The sequence below is a fragment of the Tardisphaera saccharovorans genome, assembly GCF_046635845.1.
GTDB lineage: Archaea > Thermoproteota > Thermoprotei_A > Marsarchaeales > UBA168 > UBA168.
Genome location: NZ_JAQQXN010000004.1, coordinates 17,207 through 33,844, shown reverse-complemented (window position 1 = coordinate 33,844; position 16,638 = coordinate 17,207). Strand labels below are relative to the sequence as shown.

Annotated in this window: 16 protein-coding genes and 1 tRNA gene; 8 read left to right on the top strand and 9 right to left on the bottom strand. The window is 49.9% G+C overall.

Going from position 1 to position 16,638, the window contains the following annotated elements; genetic code table 11:
* Positions 1-83 precede the first annotated feature (83 nt).
* The 4 genes from PRZ02_RS06420 to PRZ02_RS06405 form a co-directional block, all read right to left on the bottom strand.
* The gene (locus tag PRZ02_RS06420; RefSeq protein ID WP_449465008.1) at positions 84-683 is read right to left on the bottom strand and encodes a hypothetical protein; all 600 of its coding nucleotides are present in this window, start codon (positions 681-683) and stop codon (positions 84-86) included.
* A gap of 25 nt (positions 684-708) precedes the next feature.
* Positions 709-2,268 (bottom strand): ABC transporter permease, encoded by a 1,560-nt coding sequence (locus PRZ02_RS06415; protein WP_449465007.1) that lies wholly within the window; start codon positions 2,266-2,268, stop codon positions 709-711.
* Positions 2,269-2,273: 5 nt separating this feature from the next.
* Positions 2,274-3,284 carry an ABC transporter permease gene (locus PRZ02_RS06410; protein WP_449465006.1) on the bottom strand — a complete coding sequence of 337 codons (1,011 nt, stop codon included), beginning with the start codon at positions 3,282-3,284 and terminating at the stop codon, positions 2,274-2,276.
* 234 nt (positions 3,285-3,518) lie between these two features.
* A complete protein-coding gene (locus PRZ02_RS06405; RefSeq protein ID WP_449465005.1) occupies positions 3,519-6,248 on the bottom strand; it encodes an ABC transporter substrate-binding protein in 2,730 nt (909 codons plus the stop codon).
* A gap of 286 nt (positions 6,249-6,534) precedes the next feature.
* Here PRZ02_RS06405 and PRZ02_RS06400 point away from each other — a divergent pair, with 286 nt between their 5' ends.
* From PRZ02_RS06400 to PRZ02_RS06385, 4 genes are read left to right on the top strand one after another with little or no spacing between them, the layout of a single operon-like run.
* On the top strand, positions 6,535-6,897 hold the full coding sequence (locus tag PRZ02_RS06400; RefSeq protein ID WP_449465004.1) for a hypothetical protein: 363 nt from the start codon (positions 6,535-6,537) through the stop codon (positions 6,895-6,897).
* Between the two features lie 22 nt (positions 6,898-6,919).
* Complete coding sequence (thsB, locus tag PRZ02_RS06395; RefSeq protein WP_449465003.1) at positions 6,920-8,572, top strand: thermosome subunit beta; 1,653 nt, start codon at positions 6,920-6,922, stop codon at positions 8,570-8,572.
* Between the two features lie 16 nt (positions 8,573-8,588).
* Positions 8,589-8,810: a DNA-directed RNA polymerase subunit K gene (locus tag PRZ02_RS06390; RefSeq protein ID WP_449465002.1), complete on the top strand. Its 222-nt coding sequence runs from the start codon at positions 8,589-8,591 to the stop codon at positions 8,808-8,810.
* A gap of 53 nt (positions 8,811-8,863) precedes the next feature.
* The gene (locus tag PRZ02_RS06385) at positions 8,864-9,952 is read left to right on the top strand and encodes a site-2 protease family protein (protein ID WP_449465001.1); all 1,089 of its coding nucleotides are present in this window, start codon (positions 8,864-8,866) and stop codon (positions 9,950-9,952) included.
* An 11-nt stretch (positions 9,953-9,963) separates the two neighbouring features.
* Here the strand turns inward: PRZ02_RS06385 and PRZ02_RS06380 are convergent, their stop codons facing one another.
* The gene (locus PRZ02_RS06380; protein WP_449465000.1) at positions 9,964-10,497 is read right to left on the bottom strand and encodes a TATA-box-binding protein; all 534 of its coding nucleotides are present in this window, start codon (positions 10,495-10,497) and stop codon (positions 9,964-9,966) included.
* A 43-nt stretch (positions 10,498-10,540) separates the two neighbouring features.
* A tRNA-Leu gene (locus PRZ02_RS06375) sits at positions 10,541-10,639 on the bottom strand.
* A 148-nt stretch (positions 10,640-10,787) separates the two neighbouring features.
* Here PRZ02_RS06375 and PRZ02_RS06370 point away from each other — a divergent pair.
* The gene (locus PRZ02_RS06370; protein ID WP_449464999.1) at positions 10,788-10,922 is read left to right on the top strand and encodes a zinc ribbon domain-containing protein; all 135 of its coding nucleotides are present in this window, start codon (positions 10,788-10,790) and stop codon (positions 10,920-10,922) included.
* A gap of 190 nt (positions 10,923-11,112) precedes the next feature.
* Here PRZ02_RS06370 and PRZ02_RS06365 read toward each other — a convergent pair whose 3' ends face one another.
* Together PRZ02_RS06365 and PRZ02_RS06360 are read right to left on the bottom strand one after the other, a co-directional pair.
* Positions 11,113-11,664: a signal peptidase I gene (locus tag PRZ02_RS06365; RefSeq protein WP_449464998.1), complete on the bottom strand. Its 552-nt coding sequence runs from the start codon at positions 11,662-11,664 to the stop codon at positions 11,113-11,115.
* Positions 11,665-11,706: 42 nt separating this feature from the next.
* The gene (locus tag PRZ02_RS06360) at positions 11,707-12,321 is read right to left on the bottom strand and encodes an L-threonylcarbamoyladenylate synthase (protein ID WP_449464997.1); all 615 of its coding nucleotides are present in this window, start codon (positions 12,319-12,321) and stop codon (positions 11,707-11,709) included.
* 83 nt (positions 12,322-12,404) lie between these two features.
* Between PRZ02_RS06360 and PRZ02_RS06355 the strand changes: the two genes are divergently transcribed.
* Positions 12,405-13,118: a hypothetical protein gene (locus PRZ02_RS06355; protein WP_449464996.1), complete on the top strand. Its 714-nt coding sequence runs from the start codon at positions 12,405-12,407 to the stop codon at positions 13,116-13,118.
* Positions 13,087-13,971 (top strand): metallophosphoesterase, encoded by an 885-nt coding sequence (locus PRZ02_RS06350; RefSeq protein ID WP_449464995.1) that lies wholly within the window; start codon positions 13,087-13,089, stop codon positions 13,969-13,971. Before PRZ02_RS06355 ends, PRZ02_RS06350 begins: the two co-directional genes overlap by 32 nt.
* Here the strand turns inward: PRZ02_RS06350 and pdo are convergent.
* Positions 13,933-14,583 carry a protein disulfide oxidoreductase gene (pdo, locus tag PRZ02_RS06345; protein WP_449464993.1) on the bottom strand — a complete coding sequence of 217 codons (651 nt, stop codon included), beginning with the start codon at positions 14,581-14,583 and terminating at the stop codon, positions 13,933-13,935. The genes PRZ02_RS06350 and pdo overlap by 39 nt on opposite strands.
* A gap of 362 nt (positions 14,584-14,945) precedes the next feature.
* Between pdo and PRZ02_RS06340 the strand changes: the two genes are divergently transcribed.
* Entirely contained in the window at positions 14,946-16,637 is a 1,692-nt protein-coding gene (locus tag PRZ02_RS06340; protein WP_449464992.1) for an AAA family ATPase, read from the top strand.
* Position 16,638 lies beyond the last annotated feature (1 nt).

The following is a 16,638-nucleotide window of genomic DNA, read 5'->3' as shown; positions in this document are numbered from 1 at the left end:
ACCACTTATAAACTTTCCCAAACTTCAGATCCACCGGAGAAAATGCGCGAATAGGCCCTGTCGTCAGCTGCCGAGCTAATCGTTCATTTCATGAATTCACTTATCAGCTTCACGGTCTCGTAAACCGATATCCCTTCGGAAACGCTAGTCACGTTGCAGTCCACAAGGATCCCATGTGAATTATAATTGCCAGCGAAAACCATCGTGATCACGGGTATGCCCTCTTTCTTGATCAGGGACGTGAGGTTGACGCTAACGTAAGTGCCGATAACCGAATATGATGCGTTGAAAGGGATCCCTGAAAGCTTCACTATGGTTGATCCCATACCATCGTGAAGCCCAGAAACGAACAAGGGTAGCCCGAAGTACTCGATGGCTACGTAGGTATAGTTGTAAAAAGGGTCAAAGAAAGCGGTGATGTTTTGCGTCGTCACGGGATGACTGAAAGTGGCATTTAGAGCCCCCATGACCGTGTAATTGAAGTATATGAGTTGTCCCTTCACTCTTGTGACGCTTATGTTAAACTCAACATTAGTGGGACTGTTCTTTAGCCCAACGGTTTCATTGTATTGAAGCGATAAACCTGGCCTCACGTAGCTTTTAGGATAAAACAGATAAAATGAAACACCTGCTAAGACCATCAAAAGCACCACACAAGATTCCAAAAAGAGCCTCTTTTTCATCTCGATTACCTAGGACCAGTGCGATTTACCGCTTCCTCAGCCGTGGGTTGAATATCTCGTCTAGCGCGTATCCCAGCAACACAAATGCCAGCGAGAGAAGCACGATGGCCAGGCCAGGGAACAGGAACCACCACCAACCGAACCCATACGCGGTAGCTGACGCGGCATGCTCGTACGCTTTTGCTATCATCCTTCCCCAAGTGGGTATTGTGGAGGCATTTGGAAACAGGAAATCGAGAGATGCCTCAGTTAATATAAAACCAGGAACACTTAACGCTAAGTTCGCGTACACCAGACCCATTATGTTAGGAAGCAAATGCTTGTTCATTATGTAGAGCTTCCCAGCACCCAAAGCCCTGGCTGCTTCCACGTATCCTCTCTCCTTAAGCGATAAAGCCTGTGACCTAATTACCCTTGCCAACCCTGGCCATGAAAGGACTGAGAAGAGAACCACCAGCCATATGTAAAGTATCGACGGATCTTTCTGAACCACGGGGCTTTGAGTAAACACGAACAGGATAACGATTGCCAGCGGCAGGAAAGGCAGCACCAGTATCACGTCAGCTACCCTCATCCAAAACTCGTCCAGCACACCACCCTCTATGGCGGAAAACAACCCGAGGAAGGTCCCAATCACCACGGTAGCCGCTGAAGCAAGCAGGCCCACTTCGATGGAGATCCGCGACCCATAGACGAACTGCGACCAAAGGTCCCTCCCCTTGTCGTCGCTGCCCAGTAGGCCGTAGGCTCTGCCAAGCACGTGGAAGTAAGCTGGCTCCATGTAAACCTTAACAAAGGCCGTCTCCCCCTGTTGCGGTATAATTACCAGCTGGACCGTATAGTTGTAAATCCCCTTCTTAGCTAAGAATATCTGACCGCTATCGACTGCAGTAGACCCAGAAGGTCCCAAAGCGGCCGTGTTAACATCAGGCAACACGTTTGATAGGGATATATCGTACCATCTTCCTACCGGGATTCCGTTTCTGTAGCTTATGACCTCAACCGGCGAATTCGACATAATAGCGTAACTGGTGAGCTTGTACGTCCCACTTGGGCCACTCAATATGAACCTGAAGTAGAAGTCGGCAACGTTACTCACGTTGGCAACGTATATTATATCGCCAAAAGTAAAGTCATACGGAGGCTTGTATTCGTAAGTGAAATTATACGAAAGGCTTGCCACGGTTTCTCCCGAGAAAGTTTTCGCGGAGTACGGCACAGCGCTGCTTATCAGGAGCGCCTCTCTCGGATCGAACTTGAAGCCGAGCCCATTAAGCGCGGAGGCCGGTAAGGCGACCTGCTGAGGCGTGGCCTGCGTCGAGCTGGCTGTGGTAATACGCCAGTTCGCTAGGTCGGCGCTCGTAACAAGCATGTTCGATGGAAGGTCAGAGTACTGCGGGAACGCGGTCGCCCACTGTGGAACAGCCCATGGACCCGTTACGTAAATCTGATTCGGTGAATTCGAGGTCAAAAGCGGCGCGCAAAGGGCCGTGAACGTGAAGAACACAATTATAGCTAACCCAGTTATGCCCAACTTGTTGTGGAAGAACTCGCTTATCCCCTGGTGCTTAGACGACCAGCTCATTGGCTTCACCCCGCTCTAATCCTTGGATCAAGGAAACCGTACAGCAGATCGGCAATGAAGTTTGCGGCTACAACCATTATGGATATCACAAAGAAGATCGCTTGCTCCAAGGGAAAGTCAAGCGTCTCAATAGCCACAAAGGTCCAATATCCCAGCCCAGGCCAAGAGAATATGGTCTCTGTGATGACGGCTCCTGACAAGATGAAACCCATGGATATCGCGAACAGCGTTATAATTGGAAGTATGGCATTTCTCAGCGCGTGCTTGTATAGGATTGCAGAGTTTGAAAGGCCCTTGGCCCTAGCCATCATTATGTAGTCTTCGCTCAATACGTCTATTGTTGTACTGCGCATTATTAAGTAGACGCCGCCTATGCTTACGAGAAGAAGGGAGGTAAATGGGAGTACCATCGCTTTAAGCAGAGCTCCCACAAAGGCTATCCCATGGAAAGACGAAAAGTACGCTTCCGCGTCGATCGGAAACAGCTTCATCGAAAAGGCGAAAAAGATCAGCAGGAGGGTGCCAATCCAGAAAGATGGCATAGCATATAGGAACAGAAGTGTGGTAAACGAGGCGACGTCGGCTACTTGCCCCCTCTTAGCCGCAGAAACGACACCGAGGTAAATACCCACTATGTAAGCCGCCACCGTAGAGGAACCCAGGAGAAGGATCGTATAAGGTGCGAAGCGTTCTATGGTAACTATGACGGGACCTGATAGGGCTCCTCCCACGTTATAACCGAAGTTGAAGGTAAACATCGACCTGAGATAGACAAAGAACCTTTCATACACGGGCAGGTTGAAGCCCATGGCTGCGATAACCTGCGCCCTTATCTTCTCTATGTACGCCACGTTATGTACGCTCCCCGACGGTAAGGGCACAAACCACTGTTCTGGGTTAACGTGCAGAACGTAAAAAGGCAGTATCTGGAACAAGAAAAAGTTTATTGCAGCAACCACTACTAAAACCACTATCATGGTACCTAGGCGCCTTAGTATGAATCCTCTCAGGCTCAATATTGAAAGTTAATGAACCTCTGCTTTAAGCGTTTTGGGCGGTAGTTCATTCAAAAGATCGATTTTTGCACTTTGTTTTATCGGTCCCTGATCGCCTTAAAAATTTCGTGAAGAGGACAGCTGACCTCTTGTGAAGAATGCAACTAACTGAAAAGCGCAAAACAAAAGCGCACCAAGGGAAACTCGCGAACCTAAAGCAACTTGTTAAAATCAAACTATTCAAAAAATATATTTTTATTGTTGAGCTTGCTGTTGTTGAGCTGGTTGAGGTTGCGATCCTCCCTTATTAGAAGGCTTACGCGTAAGCAACACAACAGCCACGACCACGATCACGATGATGACTACAGCTACTATGGCGTACAGCGCGTAGTTAGTCGGAGATGAAACTGTAAGCTTCGCCGAGGGCGATGACACAGATGAATTGCTAGCCGCATAGGCGCTTACGGAAAGCACACCTGTGGCCGATGGCGTGTACTTGTACATGGCTATTCCATCGCTATTGGTGACGTTCGTTCCTATCTGAGTACCATTGACCAAGAAAACTATGGTTTGTCCGGCCAAAGGAGCTCCCGTGTACGACAAAGCCTGCGTGCTTATTGTAACCGGCTGGCCCTTCGTGACCGAGCTGGAGGATAGCGTCGGAGCGGTTATCTTAGCCACACTGGTCTTCACGTTAATCGCGGTGAAGGTGTACCAGTACCTTTGCAGGCCAAAGCTCGTGTAAGTCGCGTTCGTAAACACCTCGTAAAGTCCTGGAGCAAGCGAGGAAGTATTGATGGTAGCCGTATAGACGCCGTTTGAACCTCCCTGTAGCGGCGCTTTGGCGAGAACTTGGCTCGAATTGGACAGCACTTCAACATAACCCGTGGCATTGGTTATTGGAATGGTCCCAGTGCTGCCAGGGGCTACACCTTCAAAGGTCGAAGACGTCGGGTTGTATATCGTCTCATTTATGTTCGTAGTGTAGGTGAAAGGCTTACCGGCTATCGCGCCCTGCTGGAAGGCCCACCATGCTGTCCTGTAATAGTGTATGTTCCTAACGAGAGTTATCACGTTGGAGACCTTATTCCAGCTAACGAACGTGAACGGGCCGCTGCCAACTTCCAGGTTCGGCAACCAGAGTATGAACTGAGGAAGCTTCGTTACGCCAGATGCCAAATATCCAGATAGACCGGATATCTGGTTCGCCGGAAGCGTCGTGTCCATGGCACCAGTGCTGCTCGCAACCGCGGACGGGTTGAAGTACTTGAATATGTGTTCTGGTATCAAAGCGGTGTCAAGCGTGTATATGTTCCACAGGTTAGTCGAGTTAACGTAGAGCTTGATCTCGTACGGGTTGTTAGGAGGTATATATGTGGCCAGCAGGCCGTAAGGCGGCGTCGAAGCATATGAGTTTGGAGTGGATGCGCCGCTCAGCCCCTGAAAGTCCCAGTAGTACAGCGAGAAGTTGTAGTCCTTCGCCGTTATCGGAACACCGTCCTGCCACGTGAGGTTATGGAAGAAGTTAAGGGTTATCACCTGGCCCTTGACTATCTCGCTCGCATTAAACGGGTTCCACCAGCCGTTTCCTTTGCCAAGCGCTACTGTGGTCTCGTTCTGGACCGAATAGGTTGCCATCCAAGGAATTATGGCCAACGAGGTAACGCCGGTCGGCGGCGTGCCCAGCGGGCTATCGTAGACCTCCTGCCAGACATCTACTTGCCAAACCCAGTTGGTCTGGTATAGCGGATTAAGCGATGTTGGAACCCCGTGCAGGGCCTCGGTAAACGTGCCACCGTACGCTTGCCCACTGGGATGCACGTTCAGCGAAGTATAGTAAAGGCCAGTTGAAGTCGAAGGCCCGGTAGTTGGAATAAGCGCATATCCCGACCATCCATTTGTCGAGACGGAGTACAACTCTGGCTCGTAGAACCACACTATGTATGGAAGGTCTTGGTAGAATATCTTTTGCACGTTCCACGCGGCTTCCTGCGCTATGGAGATGTTTGCTGCCCCATAGTAAAGGACGTTGCCCCAGTAGTCCATTTCAGGGTTGTAGTAGTTGCCAAAGTCGACCACACCCGCGTACTCGCTGGTGAAGAAGAAGTCAGGCCAGTTCGGGTTCGCAGACACGATCCATCCAAACGTGTACATGTCCCACTTGTCGTTGGTCTTTGCGTAAGTGTAATTAAAGACAGGAGGCTTCACCGTGGAGAGGTTTGCGCCCATAACTCCTGGCGATATCACGGCGGAGTCTGCAGGGCTATATATCTCCCCGCTAGCCGTCTCGTCGGTGACGCCCACGAGGTCTATGGTGAGGTTGATCTGCGCGGCGGCCTTTGCAAAGTCTTGAGCTGCCTCAGTCCTGATCGGATCGTCGCTCCTGTAATAGAGGGTCGGCGAGAACGGAGAACCATTGTAATACCACTGCCCGGCTGCCTTGTTATAAGTTATGCCAGGAACCTTCAGAAGCTCGTCCATGGCAGCCGTGAGGTTGTACTTGTAAGGGTACGGAAGGCTCGGGTCATACCAGTTAACTGCCGAGAATGGTTTTGAATAAAGCGTTGGGTTATAAAGCTGCGGCCCGGCCAGAACCTCGGCGCCGAGATCGCTCTGGAACGCGCTGTAATCAGTAAGATATGCCATTGCCCTCCTGAAGTGCACGTTGTTCATGGGGGGTTGAAGGAAATTGAAGGCAATTCCTTCAAACGTATAGCTAGGTGTGCTGTTGGTGTAAAGGCTTGAAATTCCTTCTGCCGACTTGTATTCGGAGATCGTGAGCGGCCACTCCATGGCCTGGACCTTCCCCGATTCTAACGCCAGGAAAGCACTTGAATCGCTCATCTGTTCATAAACTAGCTTATTTATGAGCGGGCCATAAGTGCTCACTTGGTTCGGCTGCAAAACCGCGCTTGAAGCCGCAGCCGGAGCTATCGCGCTTACGAGGAATATTGCTGCTATTAATAAAGAGTAGATTTTCTGCATTTTACAAAGGCTTGGCTCAAGGCTTAAAAGTATTTCGATCCTTACAAGAAAAAACAATATGATAGGGCCTTACGGTTTAAAGATTCCTCAAGAATCGATACAGATCGTAATACCAAACCATGGAGCGCTAGTGGGTTACCCGTTCTCATGGATTCGATTCGCTCGGCGATCAAACCGCCGGCTAAGCTGACCTTACCATGCTTGGGCTTCTCGCCTGGCTTCAACTCAATAGATTAAATCAGTCGCCGAAAACGTTAAAACGAGTAGCAGAAAATATTTAGACCCAATGGCAAAGAGGGAGAGGCAGCGTAAAAAGCAGAGGACAAGGGATCCGCTTGCTAGGTTCAGCGAGGATGAGCTTGAGTATCTTTACAAATTCTTCGTAGAGAACCAAAGCGTGTCAGACATCGCTCTCTCAAGGGACCCTGCCATATTTGAGAAAAAAACCATGTGGAAATACACCAAGAACAAGATATATTCGCTTATATGGAAACTGCGCTACCTTCTTGAGCAAAAATACGGATCAAAACTTAACGATAACGGCGTAGATGCGACCGCGGCCAAGCTTCTAAAAAAGAAGTTAAAACAAGCAGCTAAATCTCGAAGACTTGCATCCCAACGCGCGGACGCATTGTTTATAAGCGTGTAAAGCGTATCAATCGGTGAAAGGTTTGGCTTTGCAGACTTCTAAAGAGGGTGAGGTACCCCTTCTAATTTTGAAGGAGGGTACCAAGAGGACGTCAGGTGCCGAAGCGCTGCGCTCCAATATAGCGGTTGCTAAGACCGTTGAGGAAACCCTGAAGACTTCGCTCGGCCCTAAGGGCCTTGACAAGATGCTAGTCGACAGTTTTGGTGATGTTACCATAACTAACGATGGCCACACCATCGTTAAGGACATGGAGGTGCAGCATCCGGTGGCTAAGATGCTCGTCGAGGTGGCCAAGGCTCAGGACCTTGAAGTTGGCGACGGCACGACGACCGCAGTTGTCCTCTCTGGGGAGCTTCTCAGCAAGGCAGAGGACCTGCTGGATGACAACGTCCATCCCTCTTTGATAATAAGCGGCTACCAAAAGGCCAGCTATTGGGCTCTTGAGGAACTTGACAGGATATCTACGAAGATAGATCCCCAGGACAGGGAAAAGCTCATGGAACTGGCAGAGACTTCCCTCTCCAGCAAGGTCGTTGCGGGTGGGAAGGGATTAGACTACCTGAGCTCCTTGGCAGTTGACGCTGTACTTCAGGTCGCACGCCAAGTTAATGGCAAGTACTACGTGGACTTAGACGACATAAAGGTAGAGAAAAAGAAAGGAGAGTCCCTTGAAGACTCTAAGCTCATAAAGGGGATAGTGCTTGATAAAGAGGTCGTCCATCCGGGCATGCCGAGGCTCGTAAAAGGGGCTAAGATAGCCATAGTTAACGCTGCCATGGAAGTTGAGAAGCCTGAGACGACCGCTAAGATACAGATAACTTCTCCAACTCAGCTCAAGTCGTTCCTTGACGAGCAAACGAACATGTTAAAGGAGATGGTCAACAAGGTCGCGGCCACCGGCGCGAACGTGCTAATATGCCAGAAGGGTATTGACGACATCGCCCAGCACTTCTTGGCTAAGGCCGGTATCCTCGCCGTGAGAAGGGCAAAAGAGAGTGACATGGACAAGCTCGCAAAGGCAACCAACGCAAGAGTCGTCACGAGCTTCAACGAGCTCACAAGCGCCGACCTGGGCAGCGCCGAAATAGTCGAAGAACGCAAGGTTGGAACCGAGAAAATGGTATTCATAGAGGGATGCGCAAATCCCAAGGCCGTTACCATCCTCTTAAGAGGGGGTAGTGACATGCTACTTGATGAGGCAGAAAGATCAATACACGATGCGCTGTTTGTTATAAAGAACGTGCTCGAGGACGGTAAGATAGTTGCTGGAGGCGGAGCCCCCGAAGTCGAGCTCAGCACAAGGCTCAAGGAAAGAGCAAAAGCACTAAGCGGTAAGGAGCAGCTCGCAGTCATGAAATACGCGGAAGCCTTTGAGGTCATCCCCACGGTGCTGGCTGAGACCGCTGGCCTGTCCCCTCTCGACGCCATGGTCAAGCTCAGAGCGCTTCACATGGAGGGAAAGGTGAACTACGGCGTTGACGTCATTAAAGGAGAACTAGCTGACATGGTAGAGAGGAAGATAATAGATCCAACCAAGGTAAAGGCACAAGTGATCAAATCAGCTACCGAGGCCGCCGTAATGATACTTAGGATAGATGACGTAATAGCAGCCGCTGCTCCACCTCCAGCTCCTCCTAAGTCGGGAGAGGGAGGCATGGGTGGAGAGGAGTATTAAAATAGGGCCTCCGTGGTTGACAAAATACGAAAGAACCAGGATAATAGGTGCAAGGGCGCTCCAACTAAGTCTTGGTGCGCCTCCGCTTCTTCCAAAGGAAAAACTAAAAGGTATGAACGAACTTCAGATAGCTGAGGCCGAGCTTGACAACGGCGTGCTACCGATGCTCATATACAGAAAGAAACCAAACGGGGAGACGCAAGTCCTAAGCCTTTCTGAACTAAACAAGGCAAAGTAATTTTTTTAGGGTATAAATGCCGCAAGCATTAAACGGCTCTAGATGGCTTATTCATGCTTTCATTTAGCTCGCAGCCGTCGGTGGAAAAGGAAGTATTCTCAAGGTTCTCGGTTCGCGAAGAATATATAGGTTCATCAGGATGGCAGTTTCTGGTCGAGAAAACGGATGATTTCAAGCTTCGGTTCAAGGACCTCTACTTCAGCCTTAGAGAGTTAGGCTTTTGGGCCTTTGCGCGCAAACAACAAGACCTTGTTCTAATAAGCATAGTAAAGGCAACTCCTCATAAAAAAAGAAATCCCTGGATATACATTGGACTCCTTGCGGTAACGCTTGCTAGCGTGGCGGTTTCTGGATATGAGCTTTCGATCGCATACTATATGGCGCTTGGTGTAAAAGCTTCTTCAGCATCGGTTGCGCTCACAACTGCGGAGTTCGTGATAAGCCTTCTCGCCATTCTTGGCATACACGAAATGGGACATAAGTTCGTGACCGAGAGGTCCGGAGAAAGAGCGTCATGGCCTTACTTCATACCGGGGCCGCCTTACCTGCTGGGAGCCGGCTTCCTGGGCATAGGGACTTTCGGGGCCGTCATAATGGCAGAGGAACCACCTCTCAACAGGGACCACCTGTTCGACCTAGGCGCAAGCGGACCCATGGCCGGGTTCGTAGCTTCGGTTGTAGCTGCAGCCATAGGAGTCGCGCTTTCCCCTCCCTTGGCAATGCCCTCTGCACTTCAGAGGTTAGGTCAAGATTACGCCATATTTTATAGGGTTCCCCTACTGATCCAGATCTTTTTCGCGTTAAAGGGACAATCGCCCTACTACTCCGCACTTAATCCAATCCTCATAGCCAGCTGGATCGGCATGCTAGTGACCTTCCTGAACCTGCTTCCAGCCGCCCAGCTCGATGGAGGACACGTTTTCAGAAGCTTTTTAACCCAAAGGCAAATGATGGCCGTCTCCGTCATGGTGACCATACTCATGTTTTTCATAGGTTATTGGCTAATGGCCTTGCTGGTACTGCTCATGGCGTTCTTCCCAGATCCCGGCGCTCTAGAAGAGGTGACGCCCCTCAGCAAAGGAAGGAAGTCATCACTGCTTCTGATCCTCGCGGTCATACTCTTGACAGCAATAGTAATCTGAAGAACATCAGATCAAGTCAGCAGACCGCATATTTCTCTTATTGCCTCTTTGACGGCCTGTACAGCTTGAGCCTCGTTTTTTGAGCCAGTACATATCGCCTTACCTGAGCTGAACACGATGAAGACAACGCCGTAATTCCTGTAGATTAGACCGGGAAACTCCTCGGGTTCATATACAGCTCCCTTGAGTGCCATCCCAAGCCTTTCTAAGTCTATGCGCTCGCCGAGAGAAAAAGATGTAACCACGTTATTGATAGCGACCTTTGGCTCGCGCTTGAGTCCAACCCCATTCTTTTTTAGAAACGAAGCCAAGTTTCTTGACGACCTTTTTACGTCTTCCTCGCTTCTAGCGCCAACTATAACAGCTTTACCAGACGAAAAGATCAATATGGTCACCCGAGGGTTTACAAACCTAAGCTGGATTGCAGGAAACTTCTCGGGTTGATAACGGAGATAAGGATTTTTATTGACCAGCGCGTACAAATCAATGGGCTGGCCAAGCGAGACTGATGCCACAATGTTTTCCACGTTCAACTCGCCTTTCATGGGGTCACATTACGAGTTTCTGAGTTTAAGAGCATTTCTACAATGCGGAAGGGGGGATTCGAACCCCCGCGGCCAACGGCAACGGATTTCTTACCCTGAGGCCCTAAGTCCGCCCCCTTGGACCAGGCTCGGGCACTTCCGCAATTAATAACTTTTATTTTAATTTAACCTTATCGGGGCTTAGGGGGCGAGAGCCCTTCTTCGTGAAAGAGGATAGCTGGCCCCTTATAAAAACGTCTCTGTACTTAGACAAAGTTACCTAGCAACACGATAATTACTTGCGAACTAGAGTGTGCTTGGTGTGCGGAACCAAGGTTGAGCTGAAGCCGTCAGATCGGGAATTCACGTGCCCCTCGTGCGGTTCCTGGTTTAACAGGGATGTTGCATCGGCTTTGGTGATAAAAGATTCGGCTTTGGCAATATAAAGATAAGGGGGCTCTGCCTACGGAACATAGGCGAGACGCCCGGGGATAAGCGCGCCTCCACAAGTAGCATGATGGAATACTTGCAAAGTATTCCTCATGTGAAAGCAAGCGCGGCGATGAACCGGGAAGCCCTGACCGTAAGGTCAGGGTAGTTCACCGTGCCTGCGAAAACCCGAAAAGGCAGAACAGTTCACGCATGTTGAGATTCGTTTTGCCCCCCTTCACGTTTCTTTTCATGAGCTGTATCGCTTATGAAATCGGCTATGATAAGAGCTATTAAAAGCGTTACCAAAAGTACGTAAACGGGAGGCTGCTTGAGGAACAAGACAGCGTATCCAAGGTAAGGTATGACGTAGACTACCTTTCCCACAACGCGAGCTTGCGGTATTCCCTCAGCTGGTTCAAATCCAGCCTGCGCATCGTTAATCGGGTTAGCATCGCCCTTAGTTAGGAAGTAAAGCGACCCATTAACGTCGTTTATCTTTATGACCCTATGCACTATGGGATCAGGTATCATGGGATCAGTGCTATGATAAACGATTATGTTTCCCACCTTAATCTGGGCAGGAGGAACCGACCTCACGACGATGATCCAGCCTACCCTAAGGGCAGGAACCATACTACCCGACATAACGACCATGAAAGGGCTCCAGTTACCCATGTAAAGAGCAAAGCCAGCGTAGAGGGCAACTATTATGAGAATAGGCACCGCAATCTCAAGCGCTTCCCGCTTGTAGCTCATGATTTATCACTGGTAAACGTATTTACGCCTTCTCCAATCCACTTATTCAAGCCCCAAAAGCCGCTTTATTTCTCCCGTCTTAATGGCTCCTTCTCTGACGACGCGTAAACCATCATCTCCGATCGATACCACCGTTGATGGCAAAACGCTGCGCCTTCCGCCATCTATGGTTACCTCCGCCTCGCGAAGAACACCCGGATCGACTTCTTCTACCGAGGAAGGAGCGGACGCACCGGATCTATTAGCGCTTGTGCCTATTATGAAACCCGATGGCGAAAGTTCCGCCACCCTCCTCGCGATTGGGTCGGCTGGAACCCTCAAGCCTATCGTCAACGAACCAAAAGTGGCATCCCGAAGCCTCTCATCCCGCCTCGGAACAACTATGGTAACCGCACCAGGCCAGTACTTTTTGGCAACCGTAATGGCCATGTCGTTGAAGACCCCTACTTCGAAGGCTTTTTCTCTAGAGTACGTCAGCACAGGATACGGCTTCATTTCTCTTTCTCCCTTGGCCCTGTTAGTGGCCTCCACCGCCTGACGAAGGGTAGCATCACCTCCCATGCCATATACGGTGTCAGTAGGATAAATTACGAGTTTGCCCTCGCGAAGAGCACGCCTTACGTCATCCTCCCATGCTTCGCTGCTCTTGTAAATCATACGAAGTCGGTTGCTCTGCTTTTAAGCGGAACGGAAGATGAAGACGGACTCGTAACCCTATTATATCATGCCAAGCTTATAGTATGGTAGTCTCTGGTAAGCTGTTCCTTATCATCAAACCGATGCCCATAGACGAGATAGCCAGGCGGCTCAGTGGATACCGTGTATCCCAAGAACCACCGCCAGGCGCTCCTCAGGACTTCAAGTTCGTCACCGAGGTAAAGGCGCTCTCAAGAAGGGGAGCAAGCCTGACCGGTGTGATATCTTATGATTCTGTAATAGACGTAAACCAACACGGCCAAGTCATTAAAGTACCGAAAACTTACGAAGCGCCGTTTCTTTTTACTCCGTACTCATCTAGGATGTACTTAACGGTCGTCGCGAAAAAGTGGAGAGCTAACGCCATAGCAAAAAAGATCAACGACATAATCTTTGTGGAAAAGAACGTGGTTCCGATGTCAGTCCCACCAAGGTTAATGGCATCAATGATAGCTCAGAAGACCGAAGACCAAGTCGTGACGTTCTTCGATGGGATACAATCCGTAGACAAACTCTCCCTTTATGGGGAATCCCTCTCCGAATCGGCTCTATACGAAAACTATTACAAGAGCGGCGGCATATGGTACACGGTAGCTCGTTCAAAGCGCTATGGGCAAATTGTCGGGCTCGGCAGAAATGGTGTCGTTGTGGCTTTTAGCCTTAAGGAGGTAGACAAGTTCTTCGACTACGTGGAGGACGAAGTCATCCCGTCGTTGGGAGAGCAAGTTGCAGGCGCCGATATATCCGGTCAAGGATAAACCAGCACTTGGCTTGCGCCTTGAAGGGCGCGAAAAGGCCATCGTAATATCTGATCTCCACATAGGATTTGAAAGCCAGCTCGCTGAGAAGGGGGTTACCGTGCCCCCTCAGACGCAAAACCTTCTAAGGTCTGTTTTATCGGTTGCAAAGGACCAAAAAGCCTCAAGACTAATATTTGTCGGCGACGTTAAGGCGAGCGAGGCAAAGAGCTATGCAGAAGAGTGGCAGGACGTGCCAACGTTCTTCGATAGCCTATTATCAGAAGGATTTTCCGTTGACGTCATACCGGGAAACCACGATGGAGGGCTAGAACTCATGCTTCCATCGGGCGTGAACTTTCACTCTCCAAGGGGAATGATCATAAAGGTTGAGGATGGATCCAGGATAGGGCTATTTCACGGCCATGCTTGGCCCGCTCCGGACCTCTTCTCAGCGGACTTCTTGGTAATAGGGCATAACCACTGGGCAGTGGAACTAAAAGACCAGCTCGGCGCTAGGGCAAGGGCACCCGTCTGGGTAGTGTCAAAGGTCAACAGGGAACAAATGGTGAGCTCTTTCCTCCAATTTTCCTCCATTCAGTTCGACGATCCTATGAGGAAGTTCCAAGAGCTTTTCGGAGAAACTCCGAACGATCCAACCGTCATCTCAATGCCCGCTTTCAACCCATTTTTGAGGGGAAGACCACTGAACCCATTTAACGGCACGGATTACGGGCTCGGCCCTCTCATAAAGGAAAAAGCACTTCAGATAGATGAAGCCGAGGTATTCATGCTAGATGGAACGTATCTCGGAAAGGTAAGTCAGTTGCCCTCCTTACTCGTCCTCGGGAGGAGGGGCGCCTTTGAGCGCTAGCTCGATTTGCTCTATAAACTGAGGCTCAGGAAGAGCTCCAACGAAGTGGTAGTTCTCGTTGACTATCATCTTTGGAACGGACATCACGCCGTACTTGTCGGCTAAGTCGGGAAACTCCATGGCCTCCACCATGTCAGATGTTATGAGGGGGTTTTCTATGGCCATTTGATGTGCCATTCTCACAGCCCTGGGGCAGTACGGGCAAGTCGGCGTCACGTAAACCTCTATGTGCACTGGCTTATCTATAGCCTTCACCCTGGCTTTTCCGGCCGGGCTCAGCCTGGACTTGCCGCTGGAAACGTCGATTATATCATCTATAAAAGCTGAAAACTCATGACCAGCGGGAAGTCCGAAATAACGAACGTGATAATCCTTGTACCCATCGCCAAGTATGATCACGGCAGGAGCCTTATCGACCCCAAACTTCGCTGCGGTCTTCTGGTCATGGTCAACGTTAACAACCTCGACCTTTATTTGGGGGCTGGCATTGGAAAGCTCCTTGGCCAGCTCGGCCTCCTCGCCGCAATACTCACAATCGTTATCCTTAACGAATACCATCAGTACAACTGGACCCTTGAGTTTCTCCTTGAATATGTTTTCCAAGGTTTTCATGTCTTCTTCGCTAATGAGCGTCGTAGACGTAAGTTATCACCGCGTTTTAGCCGCAATCATCCTTTTAACCTTTTTTGTATCAAATGAGGAATCTTTTATTTGAATTAAAGAGGACCGAAAAAGAACACCGCCAAGTTCAAGCAAATGATGCAGGAAAATACCCTGCCCTTACAAGCGGGCTTCTCCGTTCACAGCAATGCCTGCCCTACTGGCGCAACGCAGATAGACCCTCAGCACGCTATCGCAGAGGCGTGATCCTGCCTATTTCTTGGACTTATTTTTCTCATTACTTGGATTTTCCTAGAAATCGCCTACCCTTAGCCCCCGATAGGGTTAAATCGGTCAAACCACTCTCACATGAGTTGCAGGCCAACAAGGAAGCCCCGCACATCCTCGTGAAAGAGGTAATACTTGAGGACTTCATGTCATATGAGTACGCTAGGATACCGCTTAGGCCAGGTCTCAACGTCATAACCGGCCCGAACGGTTCTGGGAAGTCGTCAATCCTAATTGGGATCTCGGTCGCGCTAGGACAAACCTATACCGAAAGATCAAAAAAGCTCGCCGACCTCATACGCAGGGGCGCATCAGCGGCGAGAGTGAGCATCGTTTTCGACAACTCGCCTAAGAACGGGAGGCGGCCAGTGCCAAGCGGAAGGGCTGACGACTACATAGTTTCGAGGTACATAAAGGCAGATGGCACTAACTGGTTTGAGGCTGAGGGAAGGGAAGTAAGCAAGCTTCAACTTTCCTCGATCCTAGGAAGGTTTGGCATAAACCCAAATGACAGCCTAATAATAATGCATCAAAACATGATAGAGAACTTCAGCGCGTTTTCACCACAGGAGATACTGACCTTATTCGAGGACGCTGTCGGCATATATCCTCTTCGCCAGAGCCTCATGGAAGCGAAAAAGAGATTGGAGAGCATAAAGGGGCCAACACCTGAGGAAATAGAAAGCGGTAAGCAGAACCTCGCGTACTGGGCAGCCCTTCATGAGAAGTATCAAAGAAAGCTGGAACTATCAAAGAGGCTCGCACAGCTTGAAGGAGAGCTCGCCTGGGTAAGGCTAGAAGAAGAACAAAACACGATCAAATCTCAGAAGCAAAGGCTTGACCTACTCCAGCAACAACTGGGCAAGCTAGAGCAGGAAAGGGAGGGTTTGGAAAAGGCGTTAGAAGACATAAGGGGCCTGAAGCCAAATGAGACAGAATTTAGGGACCTTCTGGAGAAAGCCATATCGATAGCCTACGACGAAGGCAGAAAGACCGAAATGATGAGACAGGTCAAGGAAACCATATCAGAGGTAAAATCTAGGCTTTTGAAGTTGGAAGCGGAAGCGGAAGAGCTCGAAGCCCAAGTGGCCGGATACCAAAGGCCCGCACAGCTCAGAGAGGAAAGCGATGTGATAAAGGAACAGCAGGAGCTAAAGGCCGTTATCGCCACTCTTAATGATGTTAATGATGCCACCGAAGAAACTTACAACAAAATGAGCAAAGAGCTTTCCGATCTAGTAGAGAAGGCCAAGCTGGTAGAGGAAAACAGAAAATCGCTTATGCAGGAAGTCGCTTACAGGGAGAAGCTCTGGATGGAGAACCTAAGGAAACTGATCGACGCAGTGGGCGATGGATACAAGCGGGTACTGTCAAGCGTGGGCGGGGCAGGCTACCTAAAGCTGGTAGGCTACAAGGAGGGGGGCGATCCCAACGAAGCAGGGCTCGAGCTCTACGCGGGTTTTAGAGGTACAAACCCGGTGAGGCTTGACCCTTTAACACACAGTGGTGGAGAGAGAAGCGTCACAATCATGGCTTTTTTAATATCATTACAGCAGCACGTGCTATCACCCATAAGGGCTGTTGACGAGTTCGACGTCCACATGGACCCCGCTAACAAGGAAGCCATATCTAGAGTGCTCATGGAGGAGCTGTCAAAAAAAGGAGACGTTGAATACATATATATAACTCCTGGTCCCCTGCCGCCACTGCCGGGGACCGTTCACGTCCTATTGGTCCAAAAAGTTGAGGGGAAGTCTAACGTTATGGAGGCAGCCTGAC